The 13300-nt window shown below is 69.9% G+C and carries 12 protein-coding genes and 2 pseudogenes; 6 read left to right on the forward strand and 8 right to left on the reverse strand.

Annotation, left to right across the window (positions count from 1 at the left end; all coding sequences use genetic code 11):
* Positions 1-28: 28 nt before the first annotated feature.
* Both ACIOHG_RS20940 and ACIOHG_RS20945 read right to left on the reverse strand, forming a co-directional pair.
* Positions 29-847: a class I SAM-dependent methyltransferase gene (locus tag ACIOHG_RS20940; RefSeq protein WP_400952724.1), complete on the reverse strand. Its 819-nt coding sequence runs from the start codon at positions 845-847 to the stop codon at positions 29-31.
* Positions 844-2157, reverse strand: coding sequence for a helix-turn-helix domain-containing protein (locus tag ACIOHG_RS20945; RefSeq protein WP_400952726.1), 1314 nt, complete (start codon positions 2155-2157; stop codon positions 844-846). Before ACIOHG_RS20945 ends, ACIOHG_RS20940 begins: the two co-directional genes overlap by 4 nt.
* Before the next feature lie 203 nt (positions 2158-2360).
* On the opposite strand from ACIOHG_RS20945, the gene ACIOHG_RS20950 reads away from it, so the two are divergent.
* The 3 genes from ACIOHG_RS20950 (at position 2361) to ACIOHG_RS20960 (ending at position 3772) form a co-directional block, all read left to right on the forward strand.
* Positions 2361-2855, forward strand: a complete 495-nt coding sequence (locus ACIOHG_RS20950; protein WP_400952729.1) for an ATP-binding protein — start codon at positions 2361-2363, stop codon at positions 2853-2855.
* A 181-nt stretch (positions 2856-3036) separates the two neighbouring features.
* Positions 3037-3177 carry a hypothetical protein gene (locus ACIOHG_RS20955; protein WP_400952730.1) on the forward strand — a complete coding sequence of 47 codons (141 nt, stop codon included), beginning with the start codon at positions 3037-3039 and terminating at the stop codon, positions 3175-3177.
* 13 nt (positions 3178-3190) lie between these two features.
* Complete coding sequence (locus ACIOHG_RS20960) at positions 3191-3772, forward strand: JmjC domain-containing protein (RefSeq protein WP_400952733.1); 582 nt, start codon at positions 3191-3193, stop codon at positions 3770-3772.
* A gap of 351 nt (positions 3773-4123) precedes the next feature.
* Here ACIOHG_RS20960 and ACIOHG_RS20965 read toward each other — a convergent pair whose 3' ends face one another.
* Positions 4124-5167, reverse strand: coding sequence for a methyltransferase domain-containing protein (locus ACIOHG_RS20965; protein ID WP_400952736.1), 1044 nt, complete (start codon positions 5165-5167; stop codon positions 4124-4126).
* A 120-nt stretch (positions 5168-5287) separates the two neighbouring features.
* Here ACIOHG_RS20965 and uppS point away from each other — a divergent pair, with 120 nt between their 5' ends.
* Both uppS and ACIOHG_RS20975 read left to right on the forward strand, forming a co-directional pair.
* Entirely contained in the window at positions 5288-6064 is a 777-nt protein-coding gene (gene uppS, locus ACIOHG_RS20970; protein ID WP_400953073.1) for a polyprenyl diphosphate synthase, read from the forward strand.
* Positions 6065-6079: 15 nt separating this feature from the next.
* Positions 6080-6160, forward strand: a pseudogene (locus ACIOHG_RS20975) (GNAT family N-acetyltransferase); the annotation flags it as partial.
* A 26-nt stretch (positions 6161-6186) separates the two neighbouring features.
* Here ACIOHG_RS20975 and ACIOHG_RS20980 read toward each other — a convergent pair.
* Together ACIOHG_RS20980 and ACIOHG_RS20985 are read right to left on the reverse strand one after the other, a co-directional pair.
* Positions 6187-6684 carry a hypothetical protein gene (locus ACIOHG_RS20980; RefSeq protein ID WP_400952739.1) on the reverse strand — a complete coding sequence of 166 codons (498 nt, stop codon included), beginning with the start codon at positions 6682-6684 and terminating at the stop codon, positions 6187-6189.
* Between the two features lie 73 nt (positions 6685-6757).
* A pseudogene (locus ACIOHG_RS20985) lies at positions 6758-8002 on the reverse strand (IS3 family transposase).
* A gap of 221 nt (positions 8003-8223) precedes the next feature.
* On the opposite strand from ACIOHG_RS20985, the gene ACIOHG_RS20990 reads away from it, so the two are divergent.
* The gene (locus ACIOHG_RS20990) at positions 8224-9057 is read left to right on the forward strand and encodes a hypothetical protein (RefSeq protein WP_400952740.1); all 834 of its coding nucleotides are present in this window, start codon (positions 8224-8226) and stop codon (positions 9055-9057) included.
* Between the two features lie 78 nt (positions 9058-9135).
* On the opposite strand, the gene ACIOHG_RS20995 is transcribed toward ACIOHG_RS20990, so the two are convergent.
* The 3 genes from ACIOHG_RS20995 to ACIOHG_RS21005 are packed head-to-tail and all read right to left on the reverse strand — an operon-like array spanning position 9136 to position 13297.
* Positions 9136-11541, reverse strand: coding sequence for a glycoside hydrolase family 3 N-terminal domain-containing protein (locus ACIOHG_RS20995; RefSeq protein ID WP_400952743.1), 2406 nt, complete (start codon positions 11539-11541; stop codon positions 9136-9138).
* Between the two features lie 2 nt (positions 11542-11543).
* Entirely contained in the window at positions 11544-12362 is an 819-nt protein-coding gene (locus ACIOHG_RS21000) for a carbohydrate ABC transporter permease (RefSeq protein WP_400952746.1), read from the reverse strand.
* Entirely contained in the window at positions 12362-13297 is a 936-nt protein-coding gene (locus tag ACIOHG_RS21005; protein ID WP_400952749.1) for a carbohydrate ABC transporter permease, read from the reverse strand. The genes ACIOHG_RS21000 and ACIOHG_RS21005 overlap by 1 nt, the downstream gene beginning before the upstream one ends.
* Positions 13298-13300 lie beyond the last annotated feature (3 nt).

Below are 13300 nucleotides of genomic sequence, written 5' to 3' on the forward strand. Positions count from 1 at the left end.
AGCAGGGCCCGCCGTAGCCCTCGGGCCCTCAGGGACGGCAAGCCAGGATGCCGCCACGGCATGTGATCTTGAACGTGCCTTCGGTCTCGATCTCGGCGGCAACGATCTCCGACGCCCGGCCGACGGTCTCGTGGAACGGAACGCCGCTCCGGCCGGCCCACGCCTCGTAGGAGGCCAGGTGGGCAGTGATCGGTGCGGGATCGGTGATCTCGATGGTGCCGGGCAGTTCCCGCACCCGGATGTCCTTGAACGCCGCCCCCAGGAAACCGGGGGCCTTCTCCAGGGAGAATCGGGAGCTGAGGGATACTCGTGCCGGCCCCTCGGGAATTCCGAGGATGTCTCCTGCGGCCCTGGCCCAGAGCTGGTCCAGTTCCTGCTTGTCGGTGTCGCTGTTGGTCGAGGCGATGAGCACACCGCGAGGCCGGAGGATGCGGGCCAGCTCCTTGATCGTGGCCGCGATGTCGCCGACGTGGTACAGCATGTGCAGGGCCAGTGCGGCGTCAGCGCTGTTGTCGGCGAAGGGCAGGGCCTGGGCGTCGGCCACCACGACCGGCTTCGGGACATCGGTGAGGATTCCTGCCGAGATGTCCATCCCGACGACCTGAAGGTCCGGTCGGTCCTCGTGCAGGCGGCTGACGAACTTGCCGTTTCCACAGCCGACATCGAGGACGGTTCCGCTGGTATTGGCCAGCTCTTCAACGACAATCCCGGGCAGATCGTACTGTGGCTGCTGCCACCGGTAGATGGACTGGCGGGCTGCCAGGTGTCGTCCGTCGGCATAGGCGCTGTTCGCGAGGATCGCCTTGTCGGCGACCGCGGCGTCCTGCTGCGCGGTGTTGCTCGTCACTGGGGCAGCTCCGGGGCGTTCGTGAGTGCGGGTCGAGAGCAGGCTTCTCTGGCATTCTCACGGAGACTCAGGACGATCGGGGAGCCTGCGTAGGCGGGCTCGGCAAGACGAGTGCTCAGCGCCCGAAGGCGGGTGGAGATGCTCGCTGTTCGCCGGTCCGGTGCGGCGTCCAGCACCACCGAGAGCTTCTCTTGCACGCCATCGAGGTCGCCGTGGGCAAGGTGAGCGTTGGCGAGGTCGAGGCGGGCGGCCAGCAGGTCGCCGGAAGACTGTTCTTGCTGTGATGCGGACTCGTACAGGGCGATGGCCCTGGAGGACGCCTCGATGGCGCGGTTCACGTGAGCCTGGCCGCCCAAGGCAAGGAGGGCGGTTCCGACATAGGTCCACTGCTTGGCCTCTGGGAACGTGAACACGCCGGGGAGATCCACGGCGGCCACAGTGCCTCGCGCCGCCTCGGCCGCCTCCACGGCTCGTAGCGCGCTCGCGCTGTCGCCGAGCGCGGCGGTGGCCCGTGCTTCGAGGCTGAGCAAATGCGCGGCGATCGTCCCGCTGTCCGCGTACGGCAGTCCGGCTCTGGCCAGCTCGGCGGCCTGGCGATGGTCCTGCTGCCAGTAGGCGATCAGGGACTGGACGGATCGGATCCAGGCCCGAAGGCCATCGTCGCCGGCTGACTCCGCGCAGCGCCAGGCCGTTCGCGAATGCGTAGCTGCGGCTGTGTACTGGCCGAGGTCGAGGGCGACGTGGGTGGCCAGGCCGCAGAGGCGTCCGGCCTGCAGGTATAGATGGCCTGTCTGGTAAGGATGTTGGCGGCCACGGAGTAAATCGAACACTCCTCGCCGGAGGGTCCCGATGCCGTGGAAGAGCTCGGATACCGGCTTGCTCACGTAGTCACCTGCCAGCCTCGCAATGTCCGCGTCGATCTGTTCAAGTAGCGTGTCGTCCACGTTGGACGCGCTCGCGAAGCGAAGAAAGAGCGCGGACTCTGCCGAGTCGGCTGCCACGGCCACTACGAGATCGTTGTCGTGGTCCGTGCGCCGGGCAGGCACAGGAGGCAAGGCGTCACCGACGCTGCTGGACGGTGGAACTGCTCCGGTGGCTGCAGGGGGCGCTGCCAGCAGGTCAGCCAACTGGTCGACCGAGAGTTCCAGGGCGCGCGCGAGCTTCGGCCGCATCCAGGGCTGCGGGGCTCCCCTGCCGCTCTCCCATCGCCCCACGGTCGTACGGTCCACATCGAGGGCTTCAGCCAAGGATTCCTGGGTGTGGCCGACAGCCTCCCTGCGCTGGACCAGCCGGGACCTCCTGGATGCCATACCGCGTCCTCCAGAGGTACGTCAGTTCGTCTGCAATCGTCACAGGCCAGGTCATGCCTGGGTTTGCAGCACGGATGCCTCTTTGCCGCCTCAATTCTGCTCTGGTTCACCCGCGTTGGAGTCGGTTCTGTAGATACCTGCCGGGTGAATCCCGGCGCGAATCGGCCCGCTGCCGACCTCGTCCCGGTGAAAGGTCCGCGCTCATGTCCGTCGCCACCCGCCAAGCCATCACCCCCGCCCCGTTCGGCTTTCGCGTGCTGCCCAGTGCCGAGGCTGTACCGGACGCCCGGCGGCGGGTGATACAGGCCGTGCGCGGTTGGGGCCTGCCGCTCGCGGAGGACGCGCTCCGCGATGTCGAGTTGCTGTCCGGCGAGCTGATCACCAACGCCGTGTCCCACACGGCCGCCCCGTGCGTCGTGCGCGTGTCCTGGGACGGTGGCCGGTTGCGCGTCGAGGTGACAGATGTCGGCCGTGAACTGCCGACTGCCGGCGGGATCGATCTCGACGCCACCGACGGCCGGGGGCTGTTCCTGGTGGCAGCGCTCGCGACGGGCTGGGGCGCCGAGCCGGACCCGGCCGGCAAACGGATCTGGTTCGAGGTCGGCACCACCGCCGCCGTCTCGGGCGACGAGCGACTCACCGCGCTGGTGAGGGCCGCTGCCCCGACCGCACGGGAGGTCGTGCCGACCAGTGCCTGACAAGACTTCCTCCCGCTCCGACGCGGGCTTGGGGGGATGCGGGTGGTCGCACTGGTCAACAGCCGTGCGGCACAAGCACCTGAGGTTCCTTGCCGACGGCTTGCCCCGGCAACGGATCCATCGCTGCACCCACGACGGGACCGGGCAGTCGGCCCGCCCCATGATTCCGAAGGAGTGCTTCATGCTCGAGAATCTGACGACCGGCACCGAGGTGGAGGGCGACGGCCTGCTGGTCGCCCGTGCGAAGGTCGCCGCGGCCCGCTCGCGTGGCGAGGTGCCGTCGGACGGCGGCTCCACCGGCCGAACCGACACCAACGACTGACGGCTGCATCACGATGACCGCCGAGCACTTCTCGGTGGTCGCGCGTCTGGGCGGGGACGCCTTCCTCGCCCGGACGCTCGGCCGCAGCTTCAAAGTCGCACGTGGTGAAGCCGCGTCAGCCGCCGGACTCATGAGCTGGGACGACCTCAACGCCATCCTGACCCGGCATCGGTTCGAACCCCCTCGCTTCCGGCTCGCCACCAACGGGGAGCAGGTGCCCGCGCACACCTACTCCCGGCCGATCACCACCCGGCGCAGCACCGTCTGGTACCAGCTCCAGCCCTCCGAGTTGCACCAGCGTCTCGCCGAGGGTGCCACGCTGGTCCTGGACGCCGTCGACGAACTCCACGCCGGAATCGGTGCTCTGGCCGGCCAGCTGGAGCGCTGGCTGCGAACCGGCGTGCAGGTCAACCTGTACGCCTCCTGGACCGGCACCGAGGGCTTCGGCGTCCACTGGGACGATCACGACGTGGTCGTCGTCCAGCTCGACGGCGCGAAGCGCTGGCGCATCTACGGCCCCACCCGCGCGTTGCCGATGCACCGCGACGTCGAGACGCCCGAGCCACCGCCCGAGGAAATCCGACCAGTTCGCTGAATCCTGGAGGGCTGAGACGACGAACCCGCTGGCCTTGGCGGCAGCAACTGCCAGTTACCAGCAGGTTCGTAAGGTACTCGCGAATCTGGCGCCTGGAGAAGCCGTCCGTTGGAGCGATGGGAGCTGAACTGCAGCCAGAACCGCGGGGGACGGCCGAGCCGAAGTAGGCCGACCGTCTCACCGACGCCGACCGCAGGGACTTGTCTCCGCTGTTCTGGACGCACGTGAACCCGTACGGTCGGTTCGAGCTCGACATGAGCAACCGGCTCGACCTGGCCCAGGTGACCTTTCCGGGGCAGCGTGCGTCGAGCGACGGGCGCTCGGATGCGATCAGAAGCGCCGCGAGGCGGGTTAGGTCTGTGCGGGGACATCCGCCGTAACGACATAGAGCGTCACCGCAGCGAAGAATGGACTCCGTGCGAGGTAGTCCAGCCACCCGTCGGCCTGCCGGCGAGTGAGATAACCGGCGGCCACGGCGCGTTCGGTGTTGCGTTGGAGGCCGAGAACCTGGTCAGCAGCGCGGGCTTCGCGAAAGACAGAGGTGACCGGGAGGACTGATGTGACGGCGAATCCTGCTTGTTCGGCCAGCCGAGGCAGCTGCCGCCCGACGACGGCATTGCGCACGATCCGGTCGGTGATATGGCGGGTGTACGCCCGGGCGACGTTCAGCTCCGGATGGTCGATGGCGAGCGAGTCCCAGTCGGGCTCGGCCATGACGAGTCGACCGCCTCGGCGCAGGACCCGCCGTGCCTCCGCCAGAACCCCCGGAACATCGGCGACATGTTGGAGCACACGGTCGGTGCGTGCCCGATCCGCAGATGACGGGGGAAGCGGCAGCGCTTGTACGTTGGCCGTCAGCACATCGGTGTTTGGCAGGTCGGCGATGCGAGTCAGTGCCTGACGGGTCATCTGAGGGTCTGAGTCGATTCCTAGAACCATCCCTGCGGGTGCTGCTGCGCGTGCCAGAGCACCGAGGTCGGTCCCCGGGCCGCAGCCCAGGTCCAGGACGAGGTGGCCTGGTTGGACGGCCAGCGCATCGAGTACGGCCTGCTTGTAAGAGTGTGCGAGGTCGGTGGTGGCGAGCCGGTCCTGGTAGGCGATCTTGTCGGGGACCACGGTCTCGAAGATGCGTCCCGCGACATGGGCAAGGGCTTCGATTTCACCTTTGAGCATCTCGCGGCCGGCAGAGGTCAGGCGCATCGGGCGGCGCCTGCCTTCTCCGTCCAGATACTCGATCAGGCCCTTGTCACGCAGCCGTGTCAGCGCGCTGGACAGGCTGCCGCGGCCGAGTCTCTCGCCGGTCATCCGCTCGATTGCGGTGTTGACGGCATAGCCGTGCAGTGGGCCGTCCGCCAGCGCAGACAGGACAAGCATCTGGGCGTCGTTGGTACGCACTGGTACTCCCGGGCAGTGGACGGCGGGTTCCCCAATGACACGCGGTGCGTGCTATTACTTCGTAGTATGCACGCTGCGGCTGGCCAGCGGCTGCCGACCCCGACTCGGAAGGCTTCGATGTTGCGCGTCACCGACCCCCTCTACGCCCTGTACGCCCGCCGGCTTCGCCGACAACTCCAGGGCGGACAGTTGCCCAGGCACATCGGGCTGATCATGGATGGCAACCGCCGCTGGGCCCGCCAGCGAGGCATCGGGAACCCGAGCCTCGGCCACAAGTACGGCGCCGAGCACGTGGAGAACGTGCTGTCCTGGTGCGAGGCCCTCCAGATCAGGCATGTCACCGTGTTCGTCTGCTCCGCAGAGAACCTCCAACAGCGCGGTGACGCCGAGGTCGCCTTCCTGATGCAGGTGATCGAGGAAGTCCTGACCCGGCACCTTGCCAGGCCGCTGCCACGCTGGCAGGTACATATCGCCGGAGCGCTCGACACGCTGCCCGACACCACTGCACGCGCCCTCAAAGAGGCGGTCGAGGCCACCCGGGAGTGCACCACCGGAGCACACGTGACCCTTGCCGTCGGCTACGGCGGGCGCCAGGAACTCGTGGACGCCATGCGCGATCTGCTGTACGAACAGGCGGAGACCGCCAGGCCGATGCGCGACCTCGCCGACCACCTGACTGCCGACGACATCGCGCGCCACCTGTACACCGCCGGCCAGCCTGACCCCGACCTCGTCATCCGCACCAGCGGAGAGCAGCGCATGTCGAACTTCCTGCTATGGCAGAGCGCTTACTCGGAGCTCTACTTCTGCGAGGCGTACTGGCCGGCATTCCGCGAGGTCGACTTCCTACGCGCCATACGCGCGTATTCCGCCCGACAGCGCCGCTACGGCGCCTGAAGAGCGGTTCCCGCCATGACTGATCATGGAACCGTCGCCTGGCCGCCTGCCCCGATCAAGACCGAGCGGCTCGTGCTCCGCGAGTCCGAGGCCCAAGCAACAGATTCGCCCGGGCGTACGACTCATGGCGCGATGGGGTCGGGACGGAACTGGGCGGGGTGAGCGGCGCGAAGGTAGTGCATCGCGGTATTCGGCGCGATGCCGAAAACTCTGATGAGGTGGATCGGGTCGGCGGTGTGCTTGGCCTCGCCAAGGATCCGGTCGGCCCGCAGGGCAGATGCCCGCACGCCAATTGCCATGAAGGGCTTCTTAGTTGCCAGGTCCGACAGTGCGGCGTTGCTGTCGTTCACGGCGGTCTGGCGACTGAGCAAGAGGTGCGGGTTGGTCGTGGAGGGCCATCGGGTGGATCGCTCGGCGAGCCACGTTCTCAGCAGGTCCCAGGTGAGTTCGTCAAGGTAGACGGTGTGGTCGAGGCATCCAGGTCGGCGGATCGTCAACCGGCCACGAGTCAGGTCGATGTCCGTGAGGAGAAGCTGGCGGACTTCGAATCGGGTCAGGGCGTGAACGGCGACGAGCCCGACCGTCAGGCGGTCCCGAGCTGTGTGAGCCTGGCCGAGCAACCCTCGTAGCTGGTCGGTTGCGAGCGGGCGGGGCAGGGGCCTTCGCCCGTGAAGGTGGACACGCGGTCGGTTGTCACGCGGCGAGCGTGAGTTTAGCCGTGTGGTGTCGGTGTTCGTAGTCGTTGGGGCTGAGGTGGCCGTTGGCGGAGTGGCTGCGGCGGGTGTTGTAGCGGGTCAGCCAGGCGAAGACGGTCCTCCTGCAGGTGACGGAGGTGCCGTAGTCGTGGGCGCCCTGGAGCGTTTCTCGTTTCAGGGAGGCGTGGAAGCTCTCGCAGGCCGCGTTGTCCGCGCTGCTGCCGACCGCGCCCATCGAGCGGGTGACACCCAGCTCCGAGCACAGGTCGGCAAAGGCCCTGGACCCATACTGCGCCCCGTGGTCGGAGTGGAACACCGCGCCCTCCAGGCCGCCGCGGGTCGCGGCTGCCATCCGCAGCGCGTCGGCGACCAGGGCGGTGCGCATACGGTCGGCGATCGACCAGCCCACGACCTTGCGGCCGAAGCAGTCCAGCACGGTCGCCAGATAGAGGAACTCCCCACCCGTAAGCGGCAGATACGTGATGTCGCCCATGTACTTGCGTCCCGGCTCCGGGGCGGCGAAGTCCCGCTCGAACAGGTCCGGCACCGCCTGGGCGGCCGGGTCCGGAAGGGTGGTGCGGACCCTTCTCCGCAGGCGGATGCCGACGATGGAGTGGGTCCGCATGACCCGGGCGACCCGCTTGCGGTTCACCCGCGTCCCGCTCTCGCGCAGTTCCGCGGTCACCCTCGGCGAGCCGTAGGCGCCACCGGAGTCCGCATGGATGCGGCGAATCCGTTCGGCCAGGACCTGGTCCTCGCGTCGGCGGACGGCTCTGGCACCGGCTCCGCCGAGCCACTTGTAGTAGCTGGAGCGGTTGACGTCCAGGACCTGGCACAGCCGCTTCACCTCGTAGGCGTCCCGGTGGTCGTGGACGAACTGGAAACGGCTCACCAGTTCGTCTCGCCGGCGAAATACTTGGCCGCCCTGCGCAGGATGTCCCGCTCGGTGGCCAGCTTCCGCTCACTCGCCTCCAGCTCGGCCACCCGGGCCTCCAACTGCCGGATCCGCTCGTCCGGATCGGCGGACGCGGCCGGCCGTCCTGCCCCGGTCGGCGCGTTCGCACCCGGCCGAGCGGCGGCAGGGTCGAGGCCGCGGCGTCCGCGATCCCGCAGCACCCACTCACGCAGCGTCGCCCTGTTGATGCCCAGGTCGGCGGCGATGTCCTTGTACGTCGCCCCGCGTGGACTCGTACAAGGCCACAGCATCGGCCTTGAACTCGTCCGAGTAGTCCTTCATCGCCATCGGCGGTGTTCTCGCTTCCTCCGGATCAAGCAGATCCAGTATCAGCGTGTCCACCCATCAGGGCGAAGGCCCCCCTGCCGAGGCCGCCCTCGCCGTCGTTGCTTCAGCCCCGGGAGTGAAGCGCGTGCTCCTGTCGACGGGGGATCCGGAACACTGGACGCAGGCCGCCGATGCCGTCGGCCGTCCGTCGTTGTCTCCGGACGTGCTGCGAAGGGTCGTTGATGTACTCGGAACCTGAGCCGGACATCGCCGAACGGATGCGCGGGATGCACGCCACAGCCGCAGCGGCGCTCGACGCGACGCCGATCGGCTCGCGCGAAGCGTGGGGCTGGCGCGGGCGCACCCTCGGCCGCCCGGTTGCCACGGCGGCCGGCGAGGGATGGCTCCGCCTGGTGTCCGCCCCGGCCGACAAGGCAGGCGGGAAGCTCTGGGAGGGACCGCAGGAGGCGGAACGGCTCATGCCGCCTGTGGTCCCCAGGCCGCAGCTGAGGGGCCGACACACCTGGACCGACGGTGAGCACGGCTACCTGGCCGAGTTGTACGACAGGATCACCGTCCCCACCATCACCACCCACGAGCCGACCCTCCGGAAAGCTCCCGACCTGGACGACGCCTGGTGGGACGCGCTCAGCACGGCCATCGACGCCATCGCCACCGTCCCCAGCGAACGAGTGGCAGTCCGCCAGGAGTACCTCGACCGCGCCATGCCGCAGTACCTCGGCATGGTGATCGACACGAAGGCACCCGCCTGGACGACCGCCCACGGCGACCTGCACTGGGCCAACCTCACAAGTCCGGCCCTCACGGTGCTCGACTGGGAAGGCTGGGGCGTCGCGCCCGCCGGGTACGACGCCGCACTGCTGCACTCCTACAGCCTCCTCGTACCGGACACCGCCGCAGAGGTCCGACAGCGGCTCGGCCACATCCTCGACACGGCCGCGGGGAGGTTCGCCGAGCTCGTGGCCATCACCGAACTCCTGCAGACCACCACCCGAGGCGACAACCTCGACTTGGAGAAGCCCCTGCGAAGGCGGCTCCCCGAGATCACCGGCTGACCGGCGCTCGGCCTCCTCGTCGAGAACACGGCCGCGCTCCTCCTCGGGTGGGAGGGGGCGCGGCCGTAAAGTGCCCCGTCAGGTGGTGCGGAACTCCGCGTGCAGGCGACGGGTGTGGTCCAGGACGCGGGCCGGGCCGTGCAGGCGGACGGTGGCGGTGAGCCGGGTGTCGGTGCTGGAGGCGGCGATCCGCAGTTCCAGTTCGCCGGGTTCGACGATCCGGCGGCCGTCGCGCCCGGTGAAGGAGGCCAGGTCGGCGGGGACGGCGATCCGGACGCAGGCGCGTTCGCCGACGTCCAGGGCGATCCGCCGGTAGCCGATCAGGCGCTGGACTGGCTGGACCGCGGAGGCAACGGGGTCGTGCAGGTAGAGCTGGACGGTCTCGCTGCCCGCCCGGTCGCCGGTGTTGCGCAGGGTGAAGGCGAGTGCGATCGTGCCGTCGGTGCCGGCGCTGTCCTGCTCGACCGCGAGGTCGCTCCACTCGAAGGTGGTGTAGCCGATGCCGTGCCCGAAGCCGAACGCGGGCGTCGGGTCGGTGCTGGAGACCTCGCTGCGCCCGGCCAGCCGGGCCGCGAGGTAGGTGGAGGGCTGGACGCCGGGCCGGGCCGGGATGCTGACGGGCAGTCGGCCGGACGGGTTGACCCGGCCGCTGAGCACGGCGGCGACCGCCCCGGTCCCGGCCTCGCCGGGGAAGAAGGTCTGCACGAGGGCCGCCGCCTCGGTGGCGGCGCGCCCCAGCGCGTACGGGCGGCCGGCCAGCAGCACCGGCACCACGGGCGTGCCGGTGTCCAGCAGCGCTTCGAGCAACTGCCGCTGCACGCCGGGCAGTTCGAGGGACTCGACGTCGCAGCCCTCGCCGCTGGTGCCGCGCCCGAACAGGCCGGCCCGGTCGCCGAGCGCGACGATCACCACGTCGGCCCGGCGGGCGGCGTCGACGGCCTCGGCGAACCCGGAGGTGTCGGTGCCGTCGATGCCCGCCCCGGCCACCGTGCGGATCTCGCTGCCGGGGAACTCCTCCGCCAACGCCTGCCGCAGCGTGGGCAGTTCGATGCCGACGGGCACGCCCGGGTGCTGGCTGCCGACGTGCACGGGGAAGGCGTAGCAGCCGAGCACCGAGGTCGGGGTGTCGGCGTTCGGGCCGATCAGGGCGATCCGGCGGGGGTCGCGCAGCGGCAGGGTGCCGTCGTTGCCGAGCAGCACCACGGCGCGTTCCGCGATCTCCCGGGCCAGCGCGCGGTTCTCCGGGCGGTCCAGGTCGACCTTGCCGCGCAGCGCCCGCGGGTCGTCGAGCGGGAGCCCGGCGAGCGCGGCCGGGACGGCGTCCCAGTCCTCGTCGAGCAGGCCGAGCCCGACCTTCTGGACCAGGACCCGGCGCAGCGCCCGGTCGACCAGCGCCTCGGGGACGGTGCCGTCCTCGACAGCGCGCAGCAGCGGTTCGCCGAAGGTCTTGACGGTGGGGAGTTCGACGTCGACGCCGCTGGCCAGGGCGAGCGCAGCGGCCTCGGCCCAGTCGCCGGCGACGCCGTGCAGGACCTTGAGGAAGGCGATGCCGAAGTAGTCGGCGACCACGGTGCCGTCGAAGCCCCAGGTGTCGCGGAGCAGTCCGGTCAGCAGTTCCTCGTCGGCGGCGGAGGGGATGCCGTCGGTGTCGGTGTAGGCGTGCATGACGGAGCGGGGGCGGCCCTCGCGGATCGTCATCTCGAAGGGCGGCAGGATGACGTCGGCGCGTTCGCGGGCGCCCATGCCGACGGGGGCGAGGTTGCGGCCGGCCCGGGAGGCGGAGTAGCCGGCGAAGTGCTTGAGGGTGGCGACGACGCCCGCCGATTCGAGGCCCTGGACGTAGGCGGTGGCCACCGTGCCGACCAGGTACGGGTCTTCGCCGACGGTCTCCTCGACCCGGCCCCAGCGGGCGTCGCGGACCACGTCGAGGACGGGGGCCAGGCCCTGGTGGACGCCGACGGCGCGCATGTCGCGGCCGATCGCCTCGGCCATCTTCCGGATCAGGTCGGGGTCGAAGGTGGCGCCCCAGGACAGCGGCACCGGGTAGGCGGTGGCGCCCCAGGCGGCGAAGCCGGCCAGACACTCCTCGTGGGCGAGGGCGGGGATGCCGAACCGGTTGGCGGCGGCGATCCGCTGCTGGCTGCGGGCGAGCGAGAGCGCGCCGAGCGCCGGGTCGACGGGGACGGTGCCGAAGGGGCGGGTCAGCTGGCCCAGTCCGTTCGGCAGCAGGTCGTCGAGGTCGGGCGGTTCCTCCATGTCGTGCTGGTGCGGGGCGACGTCGCCGCCCTCGTCCGAGGCGCCGACCCAGACGCCGACCAGTTGGGCCAGCTTCTCGGGGAGAGTCATCTCGGCGATCAGGGCGTCCGCGCGCGCCTCGGCGCTCAGCGCGCGGTCGCGCCAGCGGGGGGTGGCGGATGCGGCGGTGACGGATGCGGCGGTGGCGGGTGCCGCGGTGGCGGATGCGGCGGTGGCGGCCGGGTTCATGGTCACTTTCCTCCGACGCCCATCAGGCCCTGGACCAAGGCGCGGCGGGCGAACAGGTAGACGACGAAGATCGGGAGCATCGACAGCACGACGGCGCTGAGCAGGCCGGGCACGTCGACGCCGTGCTCGGTCTGGAAGTTGTACAGGCCGAGGGTGATGACCTTGGTGCTCTCCGACTGGGTGAGGATCAGCGGGAACAGGAAGCCGTTCCACGCCTGGAGGGCGGAGAAGACCACGACGGAGGAGAGTCCGCCCCTGGACAGCGGCAGCACCAGCTGCCAGAACACCCGCCGGGGGCTGGCGCCGTCCACGGCCATCGCCTCGTACAGCTCACCGGTGATGTCGCGCATCGCGCCGGTGAGCACCAGCGTGCACACCGGCAGGCAGAACGCGGCGGTGGGCAGGATCACGCCGATCAGGTGGTCGTACAGGCCGGCCTTGCCGATCACGTAGAACATCGGGACGATCACGGCCTGGGCGGGGATCGCCAGGCCGAGCAGGAAGATCCGGAAGACCGTGCCGATGGTGCGGCCCCGGGCCCGCACGATGGCGTAGGCGAGCGGGGGCACGACCAGCAGCACGATCGCGACGACGCTGGCGGTGACGACCAGGGTGTTGAGGAAGTCCTGGCCGAAGCCGTTGGAGAAGTCGTCGAGGTAGTTCTGCAGGGTCAGGTGCTCGGGGAAACTGAGCGGGCCCTCGGAGGAGTAACTGGCGCGGGTCCGGAAGGTCGAGATCAGCAGCACGTAGAGCGGGAAGCCGACCACGGCGAGCCAGACCAGCGAGCCCAGTCCGGCGAGGTGGTTGGGGCGCCGGGGCATCAGAGTCCCTCCGTGGTGCTGCGCATCCGGTCGTAGCCGGAGAGCCGGACGACGGCGAGCGAGATCAGGGTGGCGACCACCACCAGGACCAGGGCGATGGCCGAGCCGGAGCCGAAGTCGAAGCTCTTGAAGGCCCGTTGGTACATGTAGTAGGCGCTGTTGGTGGTGTCGGTGCCGGGGCCGCCCTGGGTCAGGATCAGCACGGTGTCGAAGGTGGTGAGGCCGCCGACCAGCATCAGGACCACCGAGGTGATCATGGTGTTGCGCAGCTGCGGCAGGGTGATGTGCAGGAACTGCCTGACCTTGCCCGCGCCGTCGATCGCCGCGGCCTGGTAGAGCACCTGCGGGATCGCCCGGGCGCCGCCCTGGTAGAGCAGGGCGTGCATCGGCGTCCACTGCCACATGCCGACGAAGGTGAGCACCGCCAGGGCCCCCGGCTGACTGCCCATCAGGTTGCCGTCGCCGAACAGCCACGGCAGTTCGGAGGGGACGCCGAAGTTGGGGTCGAGGATCGCCCGCCAGACCACCGAGATCGCGGTGGCGGACAGCAGCAGCGGGACGAAGAAGACCGCGGACAGCACGGCCCGGTTGCGCTGGTGTCCGGCCGCCCACACGCCGAGCAGGACGCTGACCGGGGTCTGCACCAGGACGCCGGCCAGGGTCAGCACCAGGGTCAGCCAGACGCTCTGCGTCATCACGGGGTCGTGCAGCAGCGCGGTCCAGTTGTCCAGGCCGTTGAAGGTCGGGGCGTCCACGCCGTTCCAGCTGGTGAAGGAGAGGACGGCGACCAGCACCAGCGGCAGCAGCGCGAACAGCAGGAAGAAGACGGTGGCGGGGACCGCCCAGACGATGCCCGGGCGGGTCGTTCCGGCGCCGGTCCGGCGCCCGGCGCGCACGCGGCGGCCGGACGCGGAACCGAGGGAGAGTGCACTCATGGG

It is taken from the genome of Kitasatospora sp. NPDC088134, assembly GCF_044741705.1.
Lineage (GTDB): Bacteria > Actinomycetota > Actinomycetes > Streptomycetales > Streptomycetaceae > Kitasatospora.